The organism is uncultured Flavobacterium sp. (genome assembly GCF_963925185.1).
Taxonomy (GTDB): domain Bacteria; phylum Bacteroidota; class Bacteroidia; order Flavobacteriales; family Flavobacteriaceae; genus Flavobacterium.
The window spans coordinates 46,870-67,642 of sequence record NZ_CAWURC010000001.1 but is presented as its reverse complement, the minus strand read 5'-3'; the positions used below and the strand labels follow the sequence as shown (position 1 = coordinate 67,642).

Genomic DNA, 20,773 nt, shown 5'->3' with positions numbered 1-20,773 from the left:
TTTGATATGAAATATTTATGGGCATATAGCATTCCCGTTATTGGTGTTCTGGGAATATATTTAGGTGGTTTTTGGTCGGTCTCTGCATTGTTGTTTGCTTTTGTTGTAATTCCTTTTTTGGAGTTGCTCTTACCAATAGATAAAAAAAATTATAGTCAAGGGGCTGTTTCAGAAAGATTAGAAAACAAGTTTTTCGATGTATTGCTCTATTTAAATGTTCCTATAGTATATGGCGTAATAGCATTTTGTTTGTATAAGATTAATCAAACCGAAGTGTCTCAAACCGAAATCATCGGAATGACATTGAGTCTTGGGGTTATACTAAGTGCTAACGGAATTAACGTTGCGCATGAATTGGGTCATAGAAAAAATCTTTTTGAAAAGGTTCTGGGCAAATTTCTTTTAATCCCAAGTCATTACACCCATTTTTTTATAGAACACAATCATGGACATCATTTAGATGTTTCCACACCCGAAGATCCGTCAACGGCAAAATACAATCAAAATCTATATGCTTTTTGGTTTCAAACCGTGACCGGAACTTATAAAAAAGCATGGAAAATTCAAAAAAAATTAAACACTATTGATAATCGTTCCTTCTTTTCTGTGAAAAACGACATGTTTTGGTATACGATAATTCAAATTAGTTATTTAGCGCTCATATATTCGTTTTGTGGACTCAAAGGGTTTTTGTTTGTTTTGTTTGCGGGAATTGTGGGTTTTCTATTGTTGGAAACCATTAACTATGTAGAACATTATGGGTTAAAAAGAAACCAACTCGCATCCGGAAGGTATGAACGTGTGTCAGAGAAACATTCTTGGAATTCAAATCATGTTCTTGGGCGAATTATTCTTTACGAACTAACCCGCCATAGCGATCATCATTATAAATCTCAAAAGAAATATCAAATTTTAGAATATCACGATATTTCTCCCCAAATGCCTTATGGTTACCCAACATCTATTATTTTGTCATTCTTTCCTCCGCTTTGGTTTGCGGTTATGAATAAACGAATACCCGAAGAAATGAAGTAGGATTTTAGAGGTTTTATCTAAAAACTCAAGAAGTCTGCCAATCTACCAATCCATTTAATTTATCTTTGCAAAAAAAATCACAAAGATGTCAAAGCAAGTTCGGGTGCGCTTTGCACCAAGTCCAACTGGACCTTTACATATCGGCGGTGTTCGTACCGCGCTTTTCAATTATTTGTTTGCCAAAAAAAATAACGGCGTTTTCTTTCTTCGAATTGAAGACACAGATCAAAATCGTTTTGTACCCGGTGCCCAAGAATATATTATAGAAGCCTTAGAGTGGTTGGGAATTGCTCCAGATGAAACCATCGGAAAAAATGAAAAATTTGGTCCTTACAAACAATCCGAAAGAAAGCATTTGTATAAAAAACATGCAGATGAGTTAATTAATTCAGGAAATGCTTATTATGCTTTTGACACTGCTGAAGGGTTAGATTTTCATAGAAAACAACACGAAGAACAGGGTAAAACATTTATATACAACTGGCACAATCGAGAAAAACTAGATACTTCTTTGGCAATCTCTGCTGAAGAGACCGCTAAAAGAATTGCTGCTGGTGAAGATTTTGTAATTCGTTTTAAAACTCCAGTTAACGAAACCTTGCATTTGCAAGATATCATTCGTGGTGAAGTGAAGTTTGAAACCAATCTTTTGGATGACAAAGTTTTGTTTAAAAGTGACGGAATGCCAACCTATCATTTGGCAAATATTGTTGATGATTATTTAATGGAAACTTCTCATGTAATTCGTGGTGAAGAATGGTTGCCGTCGATGCCTTTACACGTTATGTTGTACCGCGCTTTTGGTTGGGAAGCTCCAGAATTCGCCCATTTACCCCTGATTATGAAACCTGTTGGAAATGGAAAATTATCCAAACGTGACGGGGATAAAATGGGGTTCCCTGTGTTTCCATTAGATTGGAAAACAGTAGAGGGTGTTTCGTTGGGTTATCGGGAAAAGGGATTCTTTCCTGAAGCGGTAATCAACTTTTTAGCCTTATTGGGTTGGAATGATGGAACCGAAAAAGAAATTTTTTCTTTAGAAGAATTAGAAAACGCTTTCGACCTGAGTAGGGTTCATAAGGCGGGAGCCAAATTTGATCCAGACAAAAACAAGTGGTTCAACCATCAATATTTAGTAAAAAAGAAGGATACAGATTTAGCTAAAAGCTTCGCTGCCGTGGTGGTTGAAAAAGGTTATTCTGTGCCCGAAAGCTCTTTAATAAAAATAGTTTCGTTGGTTAAGGAACGCGCTCATTTTGTTTCTGAATTCTGGGAATTGAGTGATTTCTTTTTTATAGCCCCAACATCTTATGACGAAAAAGCATCAAAAAACTGGAAAGAAGAAACTCCGGCTTTAATGCAAAAGTTGATTTCGGTTCTTGGAGAAATAACGGATTTTACTGCTGCAAACATCGAAACCATTGTGAAGGATTGGATGACTAAAAACGAAATTGGAATGGGAAAAGTGATGCAGCCGTTTCGTTTGAGTTTGGTTGGCGCTTTGAAAGGGCCTCATTTATTTGACATCGTGGAGCTCGTTGGAAAAGAAGAAACGATTCAAAGAATTAAGAAAGCAATAGCTTCTTTATAAAATCATAAAATATAATTTAAAGCTTCTCGCCTTTTGAAAGGCCGGAAGCTTTTTTATAAATACAAAACAATATTCCCGTTCAAAATTCCCGCACTCCCTTTAAAATCAATTTCTAAGTTCTTGCTATTCAAATTCCCAAGAATATTATTGATGCCCTGTAGATAATAAATATTTAACCTTTAGTGTTTCGCCTCGAACGTAATTCCAACGGTAGGATAAAAATTGAATCTAGAAACATCTTCAATGTCTTTGACAAGGAATGTTGTTCCGTAAATAATATTGTTTTCATTTGACAAATCGGTTTTTAATTTTCCGTTCACTTGGGATGTTGATTCAAATTCAATACTCAAATGATTTTGAACAATTTTATAGCTTAGCATCAAGGTTGTTTGGGCTGATGATAATTTATAATTCGTGTCTTCTTTAGTAAACCCACTATTTACGGCAACACTAAAATTCTTTTCACTAAACTGCATTGCATAAGCCACGTCCCGGTCATCATAAAAATTTCCTCACATTGAAAGTCCAACGCTCAAGACCGATCCTGGCTTTGTTTGAAAATTGTTTGTATTTAAGTTAAATTGATTTACCCCAATAGAAATTCCTATTCTATTCGAATCCCCATAATTGTATTGTGCAAAAGCTGTTATTGAAAACAAAAACAAAACTTATTTTTTTCATAAAATTTTTATTAAACAGGGGTGGACCTAAAGTTTTTTTGTAATTTAACAGTTAATTATTTTAACTTAAATTTACTTATTATGAACATTGCCTTAATCGTCCTTCTTTCAATTGGATTGTTTATTTTATTTTCTTCTTTTTTTACCGTAAAACAACAAACCTCTGTAGTGGTAGAGCGTTTTGGAAAGTTTTTAAGCATACGGCAGTCTGGTCTTCAATTAAAAATTCCTTTAATCGACAATATTGCAGGTCGAGTAAATTTAAAAATTCAACAATTAGATGTTATTATTGAAACCAAAACCAAAGACAATGTTTTTGTAAAACTAAAAGTTTCTGTACAATTTATGGTTGTTAAAGAAACGGTTTATGATGCTTTTTACAAATTAGAATACCCCCACGACCAAATTACATCTTATGTTTTTGATGTGGTTCGTGCCGAAGTTCCAAAATTGAAACTAGACGATGTTTTTGAAAGAAAAGATGACATTGCTATTGCTGTGAAAAGAGAGTTAAACGAGGCAATGACCACTTATGGTTACACGATTATCAACACTTTAGTTACGGATATTGATCCTGATATTCAGGTTAAAAATGCAATGAATAGAATAAATGCGGCTGACAGAGAAAAAACCGTAGCTGAGTTTGAAGCTGAAGCTTCCAGAATTAGAATTGTGGCAAAAGCAAAGGCTGAAGCGGAAAGCAAGCGCTTGCAAGGACAGGGAATTGCAGATCAAAGACGTGAAATTGCCCGTGGCTTGGTCGAAAGTGTTGATGTTTTAAACAAAGTGGGTATTAATTCGCAAGAAGCTTCTGCGTTAATAGTAGTAACCCAACATTATGACACTTTACAAGCTATTGGCGCAGACGCAAATTCAAATTTAATTTTATTGCCTAATTCTCCGCAAGCTGGTAGTGATATGTTGAATAATATGGTGGCATCATTTTCTGCTTCGAACCAGGTGGGTGAAATGATGAAAAAAGGAGGTCGAAAGGGCAAGCCAAAAAAGACTGAATATGACGAATTAAAAGATTCTGAAAAATCCGAATCAACAGAATCTGAATAATATTTTTTTTTTAAATTCACAAAAAAGGGGCTTGATGGCCTCTTTTCTTTTTTAACCAATTGATGATAATTGGAATTGTGACGCCGAGAATAGTTACACACGAATCAGAAAAATGTTTATTTGTAATACGCAACACCTTTGTTGATAATTTTTGGTGTGAAACCTTCTTTTTTTTGAGCTTTCCAAACTATTGGCTGATAGTTAGGTTATTTTTCGAGCTTAATTTTTTTAGATTCTATTTGTTTGTAAGAAGACTGTTTTTTAGTGTTCATCTTTTATTGAATTTTATAGAAAATAATGTGTCATAGGTGTTGTCAATAACAAAAAAAACAACCCATTAAGGTATTTTTCAATTGTTAAAAACTTTAGTTCAAATTAAATTAATAACCCCAAGATCTTTTCATTTTTTTCTATTTTTTTTAATTCTGAAAGTTGTGTTTTGAAATCATTAAAATTATGTAAATCATTATTTAAATTTTGAATTGTAAAAAACCGAACCGGTGCCAATTGACTTTTTAACGACATCAAATATAGTTTTGTTAACGATTCTTTTTCGATGTCGTTTGCATTAACCTTGTCTGAAAAGTTCAAAATTAAATTTGAAAACAATAACGAATTGTTGTCGTTTTTTATGTTTTTGATAATGGTATTTACGATTAGACTGAAATTGTCAATGCTTTTAATGTTGTCGACAATTAATTTTAGAATGGCTTCTGCTGTGTTTTCTTCTTTTTCTTTGACATATTTATTGAGTTCCTTTTGAGTGTTCATCAATAAATTTTCTTCTTTTTTTCCTTTTTCTTCCCAAGCATCTTTGAGTCCAACGGTTTTATTGAAAACCAATTTAGACGCGGCTGAGTCTTTATCAACATTGAAATAACCCAAACGTTGAAACTGAAATTTTTCTCCAAGTTTAACTTGGGATAGGCTTGGTTCGACAAATCCTTTTATGATTTGCAAAGAATGTGGATTCATAAAATCTAGGAAGTTTTTATCTTTTTGGCTATCTGGTGATTCGTCGATAAAAAGTCGGTCATACAAACGAACTTCCGCTTCAATGGCGTGATTAATGGAAACCCAATGCAAGGTTCCGGCCACTTTTCGTTGACTGGCTTCACTCCCACTTCCTGAAAGGGAATCTTCGTCATAGACGGCATTAATTTCTGTAATATTACCTTCCAAATCTTTTACAACACTTTCTCCTTTAATGATGTAAGCATTTTTTAATCGGACTTCTTTTCCAATGGACAGTCGGAAAAATTTGGCTGGAGCTTCCTCTAAAAAGTCTTCTCTTTCAATATATATTTCTCTAGAAAAAGGCACTTTTCTATAACCTGCATCTTCGTCTTCCTGATTATTTTCGGCATCCAAAAGTTCTTCTTTTTCTGATGGATAATTCGTGATTACTACTTTTATTGGGTCTAAAACAGCCATAACTCTTGGTGCGGTCTTGTTTAAATCCTCACGCAAGCAAAACTCCAAAAGCGAAACATCTATCACATTTTCACGTTTGGCAACCCCAATGATGTCGCAAAATTTCCGAATGGAATTCGCAGTATAACCTCTTCGGCGTAAGCCTGAAATTGTTGGCATTCTTGGATCATCCCAACCGTTAACAATATTTTCTTGGACCAATTGCAACAGTTTTCGCTTGCTCATTACTGTATAATTCAAGTTCAAACGAGCAAACTCATATTGAGTGGGTTTTACTTTCTTATCATCATAAATTTGATTTAAAAACCAATTGTATAATTCTTTATGCATAACAAACTCCAAAGTGCAAATAGAATGCGAAACTTGCTCAATATAATCACTTTCACCGTGAGCAAAATCATACATCGGATAAATTTTCCAATCGCTTCCCGTTCTGTGATGATGACGGTGTAATATTCTATACATCAATGGATCGCGCATCAACATATTAGTGGATGTCATGTCTATTTTGGCACGTAAAACATGGCTTCCTTCAGGGAAATCACCATTTTTCATTTCTTGAAATAAAGTCAAATTCTCTTCAATAGAACGATTTCTGAATGGTCCATCAACTCCTGGTTGTGTTGGTGTTCCTTTTTGATTTGCCATATCCTCGGAAGATTGGCTGTCGACGTATGCTTTTCCGTTCTGAATCATAAGAACAGCCCAATCGTATAATTGCTGGAAATAATCAGAAGCATATCGTTCTTCTGCCCATTCGAAACCCAGCCATTGTAAATCTTCTTTAATGGCATCAACGTATTCTTGTTCTTCTTTTGCGGGATTGGTGTCGTCAAAACGTAGGTTTACAGGCGCATTATAACGCAATCCTAAGCCAAAATTCAAACAAATAGATTTGGCGTGACCAATATGTAAATACCCATTAGGTTCTGGTGGAAAACGAAAACGTAATTTATCTTTAGAAAAACCACTCGTTATGTTGTCTTCTATGATTTGTTCTATAAAATGAAGTGATTTATCTTCGGTTGACATAATTTTGTTTAATTTTAGCAAAGATAAAAATTTAGATGATAGATAATAGACAGATAGATAATAGATGTGTTATTATTTACTTATTTAACCGAATGCTACTAACTGAACATTAAAGACATGGGGACTATAAAACTAAAAAATATCCGAACTTACTCTTATCACGGTTGTTTGACAGAAGAGGGAAAAATTGGTTCTGACTATTTGGTTGATTTAGAAATTAAAACCGATTTGCAACAATCATCAATTTCAGATAAATTAAAAGACACGGTTGATTATGTGCTTTTAAATAGCATAGTTGTAGATGAAATGTCTATTCGATCTCATTTACTAGAACACGTTGTTCAAAGAATTATTACAAGATCTTTAAAGGAAATTCCATCTGTTTTGTGGATAAAAACAGCAGTTTCAAAACTAAATCCACCAATTGGTGGTGATGTTGAGGCGGTTACTATTGAAATGGAACAATCTAGAAATTAAGTTAATTGGGAATTATAAATTACTACTCAATAGTGTTTTTGCCCGAACAAGCGAAGCAATTTCTAATTTTTAAAAATTTTTGAACTTTAATCTTTTAAACTTTAATCTTTTTAGTTACTTTTGCCGTCCATTCAATAATGGCGTCGTGGCCGAGTGGCTAGGCTGGGCTCTGCAAAAGCTCCTACTCCGGTTCGAATCCGGACGATGCCTCTAAAACCTTCAAATCGGTTTGAAGGTTTTTTTATGTTTAATTTTTAAGAAAAATTAGGTAAAGAAGGGGTTTGAATCAGGACGGTTAGGTGGGGGTATTCTAAGTAATTTTTGTTTTTTATTTATCTATCCTTTCCAAAACATCTTTCAACTTTTCTTTTTCATTGGGAAACCAACCTTGGGTAATTAAAATAACACCAAAAACCATTAACACAACACTTATTCCTTTTTTAATTTTAAGAGTGTTTGTGGGTGTCATCTTTGTTTTTAACTGCTTGGCTAATACAATCTTGATACAATCAACAAATAAATAAGACATAATTACTGTTGTAAAAAAGGTCATCATTCTCGAGGTTTGCATTTCTAGTTTTGGTCCTATTGAAATGATAATTGCTAACCAAAAGCCAAAAACACCAATATTAATGATGTTTAAAAAAAATCCTTTTACAAATAAACCAAAATAGTTTTTTCTAATAATCTCGTTGTCTATTTTATTGGTATCAATCTTTTTTTCTTTATGTAATCCTATATAAGAAATAACCCCATAAGACAGCATCAATATTCCCCCAAACATAAAAAGAGAGGAGTTGTCTTTAAGGCTTGTGATTAGCCTATAACTTCCTATATAAGCAATCGTGATGAATACTATATCGCCTAAAACGACACCTAAATCAAAAACTAAGGCGGCTCTAAACCCTTTTACAATACTAGTTTCTAGTAATATAAAAAAAACAGGCCCTATCATAAAACTTAAAAATATTCCCCACGGAATACCAGATAAAATATCGTTTATCATTAAAAATAAAATTTATTAAAAATAGAAATTCAATTAAATATTATTGCATTTCCTTAATTGTTCCCCCTAAAATTATCTTCTGATTGATTTGTTTTGGTTTTCCATAAATACTTATAGAACCCCCGGCTTTTACCTTTGCATCTACTAATAAATCGGCAAAAACCAACGCTTGGCCTCCGGCTGAAACACTTACTGTTGTTTGTGAAGTTTGTAAATCTTTCCCGTTGAAAATTCCTCCTGAGGTAATAATTACGTTTTGATTCGTTGCATCCCCTGATAACTCAATAACTCCCCTAGTAACAGCTCTAACATTTACTTTCTCGACATCTAGGTCTAAATTTATCTCCGCTCCTTCACTGGCATCTAAATCTATTGAGGTTTGTTCAAATGTTTTGTCGCACGAAACATAAGTTCCTTCACTAGCTCCAATAGTTTCTATTTTTTTAAAAAATAATGTAATAATAATATCATCGCCATACATTAATTTTGGGAAAGGCATTCTTAATTTTAATTCTCCGTTTTTATTCACCACTTCAACTTCATCTTCCCTGTTTCCATTGATAATTACTTTATTTTCAGTGGATGGAATTAGTTTTACATTGAGCTTGTCAAAAACTTTAACCGAGTCAAAATCTCCAAGATCTCTCGTGACTTGTGAGAGTGTGATTTGGGTTAATAATACGAAAGTAATAATTAGTAAGTTTTTCATTTTTTTTATTCGTTTCTTCTAATAAAATTAAAATCCAATTGTTTTTTAACTAAATCCGCGTTTTTTACTTTAACGTAAATTTCATCGCCTAATTGCAACAAAGCTTTTGTAGTAGCACCAACCAAGGCATATTGTTTTTCGTCGAAAGTATAATAATCTTCTTTAATTTCACGTATTCGAACCATTCCTTCGCATTTATTTTCTATAATTTCAACGAAAATTCCCCATTCAGTCACTCCAGAAATTACTCCTAAAAACTCTTGATCGTTGTGATTCTGCATATATTTTACTTGCATGTATTTAATAGAATCCCGTTCGGCATTAGTTGCTAAACCTTCCATTGTGGAAGAGTGTAAACATTTTGCCTCGTATTTTTCTTCATCTACAGATTTTCCTCCGTCGAGATAAAATTGTAATAATCGATGCGCCATAACATCTGGATAACGACGAATTGGTGAAGTAAAATGACTATAATAATCAAACGCTAAACCATAATGTCCAATATTATCCGTCGAATATTTAGCTTTACTCATCGTTCTTATTGCGAGTGTGTCTATTAAATTCTGTTCTTTTTTTCCGGAAACATCATTTAATAAAGCATTCAAGGATTTAGAAATATCTCCTTTGTTTCTGAAATCTATTTTATAACCAAATTTTGCAATTACAGTTTGCATTGCAATTAATTTATCTTCATTTGGTTCATCATGAATTCTATAAATAAAAGTTTTCTTTTGTTTTCCAATATATTCTGCCACTTTTCTATTAGCTAAAAGCATAAATTCTTCAATCAAATGATTAGCATCTTTTGATATTTTAAAATAAACGCCTTCTGGTTCTCCTTGATCATCTAAATTGAATTTTACTTCTACTTTATCAAAAGAAATAGCGCCTTCATTCATTCTATTTCGTCGTAAAACTATAGCTAAATCTTGCATTTTAAGAGTTGCTGCTACAATTTCGTTAGATACTTTATAAGAACCTCCTGTAATAGAAATATCTTCAGGAATGGTATTGTCTTTTGTTTCTATAATGTATTGTGCTTCTTCGTAAGCAAATCGTTGATTTGAAAAAATCACCGTTCTACCAAACCATTGATTAACTACTTGGGCTTTTTCTGTTATTTCGAAAATGGTAGAAAATGTATATTTTTCTTCTTGAGGACGAAGTGAACAAGCAAAATTTGATAAAACTTCAGGCAACATTGGTACAACCCTATCTACTAAATACACCGAAGTTGCTCGTTGATACGCTTCATCATCCAGTATTGTTCCTTCTTGAAGATAATGTGAAACATCAGCAATATGAATACCAATTTCATAATTCCCATTCTCTAATTTTTTGAAAGACAAAGCATCATCAAAATCTTTGGCGTCTTTTGGATCTATCGTGAAAGTCAATGTGTCACGTATATCACGACGTTTTTTAATTTCTTCTTCCGTAATCGAAGTATCTATTTTTTGAGCATAAACCTCGACTTCAACAGGAAACTCTGCTGGTAAACCATATTCCGCTAAGATGGCGTGAATTTCAGTGTCATGTTCTCCTGGTTTTCCAAGAACTTTAATCACGACTCCAAAAGGACTATCGGCTTTTTTTAGCCAATCTTCAATATGAACTAAAACAACATCACCTTGTTCTGCTTCTCCTAATTTATCTTTTGGGATAAAAATATCGGTATACATTTTAGGATTGGCGGTAGAAACAAAAGCAAAGTTTTCATGAATTTTAATTACACCAACAAAATCAGTTTTTTTTCTCTCAATAACTTCAATAACTTCTCCTTCGGGTTTTTTACCTTTTCTTTTATTGTAAACATAAACCTTAACAGTATCTTTATCTAAAGCGCGATTTAAATTATTAGTTGGAATAAATATATCTTCTTCTAATTCAGAACTAACAAAATAAGCCGTTCTTCGACTGGTCATATCAATAGTTCCTTCGTAGTAATCTTGACTAATTGCTTTTACAAGGTATTTTCCGGGTTCTGTTTCTACTATTTTTTTTTGTGAAGCTAGAATTTTTAAATTTTTAATAATTTCGTTTCTACTTTTAGTATCATCAACATCTAAAATAGCGGCTATTTGTTTATAATTAAATGCTTTATTAGCATTCTGGGCTAATATTTTTATAATTTTATTAGAGAAATCTTTCTCTTTATTTTCTGGTTTTCTCAGTTTTTTACTCATAAATATTTTCTTAAAAGTCTAAAATTACAAAATAGTATTCAGTATAGAGTAATCTAAACTAGTTTTAAAGAAATAATAACTTTGTATATTTATAAAAAATTTAAAAATGGAGGAATTTAAAACTATAGCTATTTTTAATTATACGCACGAAATTGTAGTTCTAAAACATCGTTTTGAATTAGAGGGTATTTATTATTTTTTTGAGAATGAAACCATGACTTCCATTGCTCCTTTTTATTCCAATGCGTTAGGTGGAATAAAATTAAAAATCCACCCCAATGATTTCGAAAGGGTTCAAAATATATTAGATGAATTAAATAATAATTTAAATATAGTTTAAATTCAAAAGTTGTTAACATCTATTAAAAACAATAAAAAGAAAAGAAAATTAAATTTATTTTTTGATGGTGATTATAGTGTGTTAATAGTTACTATAAGTTTTTTTTAAAACACGATGTTTTGTAGATAAATGTTTTTATAACGACTTATTAACACCATTATATAAAGTTAATTTGCTTGTTTTAAAGTGATTTTAAAAAATAATTAACAATGGTTAACAAACCACAAACAATCTCTTTTGTAAATAACTTACTATTCTGTTTTTGTTAACAATATGGGTTTTTTTATCAATAACTTTTCTATAAATTCACCAAACTAAATTTGGTTGTTTCGTTCCTGTTTTGGATTACGTTTTTATTTAATACAAAAAAGAAATACTTTTAACTATCTATGTAAAGTTATAAACACCGAATGTTAATTTAAGGTTATCTGATTATCAATGAATTATAAAACACTATTAACACAACCAGAATAAACCACATTTATAATACCACACCTTTATTTAAGGATAATTTATATTAAAGTCATTTTCTAAAAACTTCTTTGAATTAATACCTTGGCTGTTATATATTTAATAAGATATATTAAAAAATTAAACATTTGTTTCCTTAAATTTGCGATACACAATTAATAAAAAAAAATGAAAATCTCTATTGGAAACGATCACGCCGGACCAGATTATAAAAAAGCAATTATGGAAATGCTAAAGGCTAAAGGATACGAAGTCACGAATTATGGCACAGACACAAATGAAAGTGTTGATTACCCTGATTTTGGTCACGCTGTTGCAAAAGACGTGTCTGAAGGAAAGGTTGATTTTGGAATCGTAATTTGTGGTTCAGGAAACGGAATTGCAATGACGGTGAACAAATACCCGAAAGTTCGCGCCGCTTTATGCTGGACGAATGAAATTGCAGCCCTAGCTCGCCAACATAATAATGCTAATATTATTAGTATTCCTGCGCGCTATACTTCAATTTCCCAAGCTTTAGAAATGGTGGAAACTTTTCTTACTACTGAATTTGAAGGAGGGAGACACCAAACAAGAGTGAGTAAAATAAGTTGTTAAATTATTTTGGGAAACAATCACTACCACAAAAACGAAGTGCAGGGTAAAAACCTTCTTTTTTCGATTATTCTAAATCTAGTAATTACGGTTACCCAAGTTATAGGTGGACTTATTTCAGGAAGTCTAGCTTTAATATCTGATGCGTTACATAATTTTTCCGACGTTCTTTCTTTAGTTTTTAGTTATGTTGCTTATAAATTATCCAGAAAAAAAGCCTCTATAAATCAAACTTTTGGCTACAAAAGAGCCGAACTCATAGCCGCTTTTGTAAACGCAATGACCTTAATAATAGTTGCCTTGTTTTTAATTTACGGCGCAACCGAGCGTTTTTTCAATCCACATAAAATAGCTTCTGAGTTAGTAATTTGGCTTTCTCTTTTAGGAATCATTGTTAATGGATTATCGGTTTTAATGTTAAAAAAAGATGCGGACAAAAACTTAAACATGAAATCGGCCTATTTGCATTTATTTACAGACATGCTGGCTTCGGTGGCGGTTTTGGTTGGTGGTTTGTTAATGAAATATTTTCAATGGTATTGGGTAGATGGCGTAATGACATTACTTATTGCTATTTATTTGATAGTTGTGGGCGTCGATTTACTTAAAAAATCCACCCAAATGTTGATGCTTTTCACCCCAGTCCATATTGATATAAAAGAAATTATTAGCGAAGTTCACAAAATAAAAGGCGTGGGCAAATTACACCACATTCACGTTTGGTATCTCAACGAAGACGAACTACATCTAGAAGCACATTTAGACTGTCTTAAAGATATAAAAATGTCTGAATTTAACGAAATGTTGCACAACCTAGAACGCGTTTTATTTAACAAATTCAAAATCAATCACGTTAATATTCAACCCGAATACAACAAAGAAGACCCAATGGATTTCATTGTCCAAGATTAATATTAAAACAAAATAATGACCAACCTACAATTCATCTCAAAAACAGTTGCTACAGCGGTTATAAACATTCAAAACACAGTTCAATTACTACAAGACGACTGCACAATTCCATTTATTTCCCGATACCGAAAAGACAAAATAGGTAATCTTAACGAAGTACAAATAGAACAAATCGCCAAACTTCAAAAGGAGTATGAAATCATCTTAAAACGGAAAGAGGCGATTTTAAAATCAATCGAAGAACAAAACCCCCTTTCGCCCGAATTAGAAAACAAAATAAAGCAAAGTTTCGATTTACAGGAAATAGAAGATTTTTATTTACCCTATAAAAAGAAAAAAAAAACACGTGCAGATGTCGCTCGTGAAAACGGATTGGAACCATTAGCAAAAATGATAATGGCACAAAACAATGATGATGTCGATTTTATTTCAACTCAATATTTAAATAATAATATTAAAAACGAAGACGAAGCATTGCGGGGCGCACGCGATATTATTGCCGAATGGATTAACGAAAACATTTATGTTAGAAAGCAGTTGCGAAGACTTTTTCAACGAAAAGCTACCATCACCACCAAGGTCGTTAAAACAAAAAAAGAAGACGAGAAATCACAAAAATTTAATCAATATTTCGATTGGTCAGAATCGTTATCTAAAACACCCTCACACCGTTTATTAGCAATGCTTCGTGCAGAAAATGAAGGTTTTGTAAAAACAAAAATCGAGGTAGAAATCGAAGATGCCTATGATTTAATTCACGAAATTATTATTAAAAAACAAGACAAAACAACACCTCATTTACAACTTTCCATAGAAGACAGTTTTAAAAGATTGCTAAATCCAGCAATTTCAAACGAAGCTTTGCAAGAAGCCAAGGTTAGAGCTGACGCCAATTCAATTCAGGTTTTTGCCAATAATTTGGGACAATTATTACTTGCCCCCCCTTTGGGAGAAAAAAGAATTCTGGCTATTGATCCAGGATTTCGTTCGGGTTGCAAAATAGTTTGTCTGGACGAAAAAGGCGATTTGCTCTACAACGAAAACATTTATCCTCACGCTCCACAAAACGAAACAGCGATGGCGATGAAAAAAATTCGCTCGATGGTCAATGCCTATCAAATTGACGCGATTTCCATAGGGAACGGAACCGCTTCAAGAGAAACTGAATTTTTTATTAAGAAAATTGCTTTCGATAAACCCGTTCAGATTTTTATAGTTTCAGAAGCAGGCGCTTCGGTGTATTCTGCATCAAAAATTGCAAGAGAAGAATTTCCAAACTATGATGTGACGGTTCGTGGTTCCGTTTCTATTGGAAGAAGACTTTCAGATCCATTGGCTGAACTGGTGAAAATTGACCCGAAAGCCATAGGCGTAGGCCAATATCAGCACGACGTGGATCAAACCAAACTCAAAGAAGAGTTGGACAATACAGTAATTCGTTGCGTGAATTCCGTTGGAATAAACATCAATACAGCAAGCAAACATTTGTTGAGTTACGTGAGTGGAATAGGAGAGAAGCTAGCCGAAAACATCGTTCAATATCGTTCGGAAAATGGACCTTTTGAAGATAGAAAACAATTAAAAAAAGTGCCTCGATTAGGTGAAAAAGCATACCAACAAGGCGCTGCTTTTATTCGAATTTCGAATGCAAAAAACCCGCTGGACAACTCTGCCGTTCATCCGGAAGCGTATGGAATTGTAGAGAAAATGGCAAAAGACTTGAAACTTTCAGTCAATGATTTGATTGCCAATAAAGAAAAAACCGGCCTTATAAAACCAGAAAATTATGTCACTCCAGAAATAGGAATATTAGGTTTGAAAGACATCATTAAAGAACTCGAAAAACCAGGTTTAGACCCAAGAAAAGCGGCTAAAGTTTTCGAATTTGATTCTAATGTAAAAACGATTAAAGATCTTCGAACCGGAATGATTTTACCAGGAATTGTGAATAACATTACCAACTTTGGGTGCTTTGTTGATCTTGGAATTAAGGAAAGTGGCTTGGTTCATATTTCGCAACTCAAAGCTGGTTTTGTGAGTGATGTAAACGAAGTGGTGAAATTACACCAACACGTTCAAGTAAAAATTACAGAAGTTGACGAAGATCGAAAGCGAATTCAGCTAACGATGGTTATTTAAAACAAAATTCCAAACTCAAGAACAAAATTGTCTAGCGTTTGGAATTTCTTACCGCACTCTTGGATTTTGAGATAAAGAAATTTATTCTTTAGTTTCGTCCGATTTTTTATCAGCCGGCTGGTCGTCTTTGGCTGCATTTTTGAATTCTTTAATTCCGCTACCCAAACCTTTCATTAATTCTGGAATTTTTTTACCCCCAAAAAGTAATAAAACAACTGCTAATATAACAAGGATTTCTGTGATGCCAAATCTTCCCATGATTAAAAATAATTTATTGCCGAAGCAAATTTGTAATAACTCTAATGACAAAGGTATATAGAAATACTTAACTTGAATTCATTTTCAGTTATTTATTTAGTTTTATCAACGTTAAAAATTTGGTAAAACAATTTCTTATTATAAATTCCGCAAAGAAATTTCACGAGTGATTTCAAGACATTAATGATTATATTTGTAAAATAAACACAAAAAATGCCAGATAACAGACTTAAAAGAAAAAAACTCCACAAAAAATTATTCACAAAAAACCGGCTGGTTATTTTGAATGAGGATACTTTTGAAGAGCTTTTTTCCTTCAAATTGAATCTAATGAATGTTTTTGTAACAGTAACCAGTAGCGCCATTTTATTAATTTCGTTTACGACCTATTTAATAGCCTTCACCCCTTTACGGGAATTTATACCAGGATATTCTTCATCCAAATTAAAAAAGGATGCGACTGTATTAGCCTTAAAATCCGACTCGTTGTCGAATGCATTAAAGAAAAACGAAGCTTATATCAAATCTATCCAAAAAGTATTGACAGGCGAATTGGAATATGCAAAATTTAATAAAGATTCTATTCTTGCAACAAGTGATGAAATTCCATCTAAAGTTGATTTATCACCCTCAAAACAAGAAATGGATTTGAGAAATCAAATAGCAAAAGATGAAAACACCCCCCTTTCTAATGCGAATAAAAAAAACAAAAAATAAATGTCTTTAAAATCTTTTTTTGCTAAAATCTTTGCCAAAAAAATCTATCAAAAAACCCAATTTTGGGCAGTAAATCCAATAGAAACACAGCGCAACGTTTTTGAATATTTAATCCGTCAGGCGAAAAACACAACATTCGGTATTGACCATCACTTTTCGCAAATAAAAACCTTCGAAGATTTTACCCAAAACGTTCCTGTTCGCGATTACGAAGAACTAAAACCCTACATAGATAGTGTTGTAAAAGGCGAGGAGAATATCCTCTGGAGAGGCAAGCCACTTTATTTTGCCAAGACTTCTGGAACTACTTCTGGAGCAAAATACATCCCACTTACTAAGGAATCGATGCCTTTTCATATCGAAGCCGTGAGAAATGCGATTCTGCATTATATTCACGAAACCGGAAAGGCTGATTTTCTAGATGGGAAAATGATTTTTCTTCAAGGAAGCCCTATAATGGAGGAGAAAAACGGAATAAAACTAGGAAGATTATCGGGAATTGCAGCTCACTTTGTTCCTAAATATCTCCAAAAAAACCGAATGCCTTCTTGGGAAACGAACTGTATTGAAGATTGGGAAACTAAGATAATTTCGATTGTCGAAGAAACCTTTGACCAAAACATGACTGTGATTTCCGGAATTCCGTCTTGGGTGCAAATGTATTTTGAAAAATTGCATCAAAAAGGAGAAAAACCCATCGGAGAAATTTTCAAAAAGTTCAATTTATTTATTTACGGAGGGGTTAATTACGAGCCCTACCGCGCCAAATTTGAAAACCTTATTGGACGAAAAGTGGACAGTATCGAATTGTTTCCGGCCTCGGAAGGGTTTTTTGCCTACCAAGATTCCCAAAAAGAAAAAGGAATGTTGCTTTTGTTGAATTCAGGAATCTTTTATGAATTTATCAAAAGTGAGGAGTTTTATAAAGAAAACCCAAAACGACACACCATTGGCGAAGTCGAATTGGGCCTTAATTATGTGTTGATAATTTCAACCAACGCGGGGCTTTGGGGATACAATATTGGGGATACGGTTCAGTTTACAAGTTTGAAGCCGTATCGAATAATTGTGTCAGGAAGAATCAAGCATTATATTTCAGCCTTTGGCGAACATGTGATTGGTAAAGAAGTTGAAACCGCCTTGCAAGAAGTTATGATTGGAACAACGATTCGCATCAACGAATTTACTGTAGCGCCTCAAATTACACCAAACAAAGGCTTGCCTTACCACGAGTGGTTTATAGAATTTGAAAATGAACCCGAAAACCCAAATACTTTTGAAGAAGCTTTAGACAACGCGATGCGTAAACAGAACATGTATTACGATGATTTGATTGTGGGTAATGTTTTAAGAAAAGTTGTTATTACTAAAGTTGTTAAAAATGGTTTTCAAGACTATATGAAATCCATTGGAAAACTTGGGGGACAAAACAAGATTCCGAGACTGAGCAATGATAGAAAGATTGTCGATTTGTTACCGATAAAATAGCAAAAAGATGAAAGAAAAAATATTTTTAATCTTGTTTTTTGCCGGTTTTTCTCTAATGGCCCAAATAAAAGGAGTTGTAAAAGACAGCCTTACTGGAAAACCAATACCCTATGTAAACATTTGGGTTGAAAACGAAAATATTGGATCAACCTCAGAAGAAAACGGAATGTTTTTGATTAATTCCCATCCCAAAAACAAAAAATTAATTTTCTCAACTTTAGGATACGAAAAAAAAATAATTAAAGCTTCAGGGGTTTCGGAAGTTAATTTAATACCAATCGCTTACTCCTTAGACGAGGTTGTTATTTCAAAAAGCATTGGAACTAAAGAAGTAGAAATAGGCAAAACAAACAGCGAAATTTTTCAGTCATTTGACAACGGACCAAGGATTGACACTAAATTTTTCCCCTATTTTCCTGCGTATAAAAGGACAAAATACTTGAAACAAGTTTCCATTTATACCGATAGTAGAATAGAAAACGCCATCATTAAAATTCATTTTTATACTGTTGATTCTAATGGTTTTCCTGGAGAAGAATTTCTTGACAAAGATTTTGTTGTCATGGTAAAAAAAGGGACAATAACAAACCGATTTGATTTAACCGAATTTAATTTAACAATGCCCGAAAAAGGAATTTTTGTTGGTTTTGAAAAATTAATGATAGAAAAGAATAAAACAGAGAAAACCATTACAGATTTAAACACAAACATTACCCAAACACAAAGGACGTACTTTCCCTTCGTTTTGTATAATTATGTGGAAAGAGAGTTTTTATACACTTTTTCAGGAGGAAAGTGGAATAGAAAAACAAAAGAGAACAATAGCGATTCTCCAGATAAAATGATGATAAACGAACCGGTAATAAATCTTATTTTAACCAACTAACCCATAAAAACCATACATTTGCAGGTTACAAAATAAAAAGCAATGAAAGAAATTAAAAATATATCAAGATCCAGAGCTCAAGAATCTTCTGCGGCAATTGAAAAAATGTACATCACAATGCGCCATTTGTTTAACCGCGGGTTCTATAAACCAATGGGCGTTTCGGGCGAAACTTTGCGCGAAGCATTGCTTTCTTTGCGACCTGAAATTTATGGAAATATTGGCGAAGAAAAAGTAGAATTAAGTGGACTGTTATACGTTATCGAACGTCTTCCGGTGGGGATTGAGGAATGTCGATTTATTAACCTAACCTCAGATGAAGGGTATTCGAAGTCACATTTTCAAGCAATTGTTCCTCCCAAAAGAAGAAGAAATTGTTACCGTATTGACGAAGAACAAATGAATGTCGAGATTACCCGTGGACGTTCCGATATTTATGATATTTTAACGCATTTAACGTTTATTTTTATCGAATCACATAAGATAAAAAATAGGGTTTTGCTTGATGATGGAGGCGAAGTTTCACGTGATTGGTCAAAGTTGCAACAAGCGGTTTTTCAAAAGAAAAAGCTTACACAAATTGAAAAAGAGAAAGCGGTTTCACATGCCGCCAACATTCTTGGCAGAACATTTATAGAAGTTTTGGATATTTACGATGCATTTGGATCTGAACAATCACCAGATCGTTTCTTGCACGTTATCTATTGGTTGGGAAAATTAGCAATCGAAGAAATTGTCGATGACAACAAAAGAACAATAACCTTTAGTCCAATTTTAAGAGAAAGACTAGGACACCATATTCATGGGGAAATTTGGGCAACCAACATCAAGGAGGTTTTAAAAGAAAATAAGCTTTTAGACCGCCCAATTCATATTATTAGCGCCAATATGCACAGCGTAATGAACTCCGTTTTTGCCACAACGGTTTTGAAAACCAAATTTAAAGACAAATCAGATTTTTTTATTTATGAAGAATTGAGCAAATCTGGCGCATATGAAGTTAGGGACAAAGTCGAGGAATTTGCAAAACTGCACGGAATGATCTCTGTCCCTGATGAATCTGGAACCAATATTGACGTTCAAATTTTTGATACCGCAAAAATTGAGTGGGCAAAATCATCATTTCCAACGGCAAAAATAAAAGGGGAAAACCCGGTAATCATTGTAATGGATTATGCTTTTGGAGAACAAGCGTATGAAACCATCGATGAATTATTGAAACCATTCAAGAAAAACAACAGTTTAATCAACGTGGAATCTGTTTCCATAATGGGAAAAGCGGGAATTCTGGAAGGCGGAAAAGGGGATATAATGATCCCGACAGCCCATATCAACGAAGGAACAGCCGACAATTATTTTTTTAATAATGAATTATCCGCAGCAATGTTTGAAGGAAATGGCATTGCCGTTTTTGAAGGCCCAATGGTTACTGTTCTTGGCACTTCACTGCAAAACAAAGATTTATTGAAGTTCTTTCACGAATCAACTTGGGGAGTTATCGGATTAGAAATGGAAGGTTCTTATTACCAAAAAGCCATCCAATCAGCATCAAAAATCAGGAAAAGCATTCCTCACGACGTGAAGGTAAGATATGCCTATTACGCTTCGGATAATCCCTTGGAAACAGGAAGCACGTTAGCTTCGGGTGGATTGGGAACAACTGGTGTAAAACCAACGTATTTGATAACAATCAAAATATTGGAACAAATTTTTAATGTATAATAAATACAGTCAGTTTGAGATTATAAGAACA

Annotated in this window: 18 protein-coding genes and 1 tRNA gene; 13 read left to right on the top strand and 6 right to left on the bottom strand. The window is 33.3% G+C overall.

Annotation, left to right across the window (positions count from 1 at the left end; translation table 11 throughout):
- Positions 1-6 precede the first annotated feature (6 nt).
- Both AABM59_RS00305 and gltX read left to right on the top strand, forming a co-directional pair.
- A complete protein-coding gene (locus tag AABM59_RS00305) occupies positions 7-1,035 on the top strand; it encodes an alkane 1-monooxygenase (RefSeq protein ID WP_338406980.1) in 1,029 nt (342 codons plus the stop codon).
- Positions 1,036-1,120: 85 nt separating this feature from the next.
- Complete coding sequence (gene gltX / locus AABM59_RS00300; RefSeq protein ID WP_338406979.1) at positions 1,121-2,626, top strand: glutamate--tRNA ligase; 1,506 nt, start codon at positions 1,121-1,123, stop codon at positions 2,624-2,626.
- 179 nt (positions 2,627-2,805) lie between these two features.
- Here the strand turns inward: gltX and AABM59_RS00295 are convergent, their stop codons facing one another.
- Complete coding sequence (locus AABM59_RS00295; RefSeq protein ID WP_338406978.1) at positions 2,806-3,102, bottom strand: hypothetical protein; 297 nt, start codon at positions 3,100-3,102, stop codon at positions 2,806-2,808.
- Between the two features lie 285 nt (positions 3,103-3,387).
- Here AABM59_RS00295 and AABM59_RS00290 point away from each other — a divergent pair, with 285 nt between their 5' ends.
- Positions 3,388-4,371 (top strand): SPFH domain-containing protein, encoded by a 984-nt coding sequence (locus AABM59_RS00290; protein WP_338406977.1) that lies wholly within the window; start codon positions 3,388-3,390, stop codon positions 4,369-4,371.
- 375 nt (positions 4,372-4,746) lie between these two features.
- Here AABM59_RS00290 and AABM59_RS00285 read toward each other — a convergent pair whose 3' ends face one another.
- Positions 4,747-6,837, bottom strand: a complete 2,091-nt coding sequence (locus tag AABM59_RS00285; RefSeq protein ID WP_338406976.1) for a glutamine--tRNA ligase/YqeY domain fusion protein — start codon at positions 6,835-6,837, stop codon at positions 4,747-4,749.
- A gap of 117 nt (positions 6,838-6,954) precedes the next feature.
- Between AABM59_RS00285 and folB the strand changes: the two genes are divergently transcribed.
- Both folB and AABM59_RS00275 read left to right on the top strand, forming a co-directional pair.
- Positions 6,955-7,314 carry a dihydroneopterin aldolase gene (gene folB, locus AABM59_RS00280; protein ID WP_338406975.1) on the top strand — a complete coding sequence of 120 codons (360 nt, stop codon included), beginning with the start codon at positions 6,955-6,957 and terminating at the stop codon, positions 7,312-7,314.
- Between the two features lie 139 nt (positions 7,315-7,453).
- A tRNA-Cys gene (locus tag AABM59_RS00275) sits at positions 7,454-7,524 on the top strand.
- Between the two features lie 118 nt (positions 7,525-7,642).
- Here AABM59_RS00275 and AABM59_RS00270 read toward each other — a convergent pair.
- From AABM59_RS00270 to rnr, 3 genes are read right to left on the bottom strand one after another with little or no spacing between them, the layout of a single operon-like run.
- Positions 7,643-8,320 (bottom strand): LysE family transporter, encoded by a 678-nt coding sequence (locus AABM59_RS00270; RefSeq protein WP_338406974.1) that lies wholly within the window; start codon positions 8,318-8,320, stop codon positions 7,643-7,645.
- A 40-nt stretch (positions 8,321-8,360) separates the two neighbouring features.
- Positions 8,361-9,029 carry a head GIN domain-containing protein gene (locus tag AABM59_RS00265; RefSeq protein WP_338406973.1) on the bottom strand — a complete coding sequence of 223 codons (669 nt, stop codon included), beginning with the start codon at positions 9,027-9,029 and terminating at the stop codon, positions 8,361-8,363.
- Between the two features lie 5 nt (positions 9,030-9,034).
- Positions 9,035-11,215 carry a ribonuclease R gene (rnr, locus tag AABM59_RS00260; protein WP_338406972.1) on the bottom strand — a complete coding sequence of 727 codons (2,181 nt, stop codon included), beginning with the start codon at positions 11,213-11,215 and terminating at the stop codon, positions 9,035-9,037.
- Positions 11,216-11,321: 106 nt separating this feature from the next.
- Here rnr and AABM59_RS00255 point away from each other — a divergent pair, with 106 nt between their 5' ends.
- The 4 genes from AABM59_RS00255 (at position 11,322) to AABM59_RS00240 (ending at position 15,671) form a co-directional block, all read left to right on the top strand.
- The gene (locus AABM59_RS00255; RefSeq protein ID WP_338406971.1) at positions 11,322-11,555 is read left to right on the top strand and encodes a DUF2007 domain-containing protein; all 234 of its coding nucleotides are present in this window, start codon (positions 11,322-11,324) and stop codon (positions 11,553-11,555) included.
- A gap of 639 nt (positions 11,556-12,194) precedes the next feature.
- Entirely contained in the window at positions 12,195-12,623 is a 429-nt protein-coding gene (gene rpiB, locus AABM59_RS00250; RefSeq protein WP_338406970.1) for a ribose 5-phosphate isomerase B, read from the top strand.
- A gap of 6 nt (positions 12,624-12,629) precedes the next feature.
- Entirely contained in the window at positions 12,630-13,532 is a 903-nt protein-coding gene (locus tag AABM59_RS00245; RefSeq protein WP_338406969.1) for a cation diffusion facilitator family transporter, read from the top strand.
- Positions 13,533-13,547: 15 nt separating this feature from the next.
- On the top strand, positions 13,548-15,671 hold the full coding sequence (locus AABM59_RS00240) for a Tex family protein (RefSeq protein ID WP_338406968.1): 2,124 nt from the start codon (positions 13,548-13,550) through the stop codon (positions 15,669-15,671).
- Positions 15,672-15,752: 81 nt separating this feature from the next.
- On the opposite strand, the gene tatA is transcribed toward AABM59_RS00240, so the two are convergent.
- The gene (gene tatA / locus AABM59_RS00235) at positions 15,753-15,929 is read right to left on the bottom strand and encodes a twin-arginine translocase TatA/TatE family subunit (RefSeq protein ID WP_338406967.1); all 177 of its coding nucleotides are present in this window, start codon (positions 15,927-15,929) and stop codon (positions 15,753-15,755) included.
- Between the two features lie 213 nt (positions 15,930-16,142).
- On the opposite strand from tatA, the gene AABM59_RS00230 reads away from it, so the two are divergent.
- Genes AABM59_RS00230 through AABM59_RS00215 form a run of 4 tightly spaced genes read left to right on the top strand, consistent with a single transcriptional unit; the run spans position 16,143 to position 20,742 of the window.
- On the top strand, positions 16,143-16,646 hold the full coding sequence (locus AABM59_RS00230; RefSeq protein WP_338406966.1) for a peptidase: 504 nt from the start codon (positions 16,143-16,145) through the stop codon (positions 16,644-16,646).
- A complete protein-coding gene (locus AABM59_RS00225; RefSeq protein WP_338406965.1) occupies positions 16,647-18,134 on the top strand; it encodes a GH3 auxin-responsive promoter family protein in 1,488 nt (495 codons plus the stop codon).
- A gap of 7 nt (positions 18,135-18,141) precedes the next feature.
- Positions 18,142-19,020 carry a carboxypeptidase-like regulatory domain-containing protein gene (locus AABM59_RS00220; protein ID WP_338406964.1) on the top strand — a complete coding sequence of 293 codons (879 nt, stop codon included), beginning with the start codon at positions 18,142-18,144 and terminating at the stop codon, positions 19,018-19,020.
- A 42-nt stretch (positions 19,021-19,062) separates the two neighbouring features.
- Positions 19,063-20,742 (top strand): hypothetical protein, encoded by a 1,680-nt coding sequence (locus AABM59_RS00215; RefSeq protein ID WP_338406963.1) that lies wholly within the window; start codon positions 19,063-19,065, stop codon positions 20,740-20,742.
- Positions 20,743-20,773 lie beyond the last annotated feature (31 nt).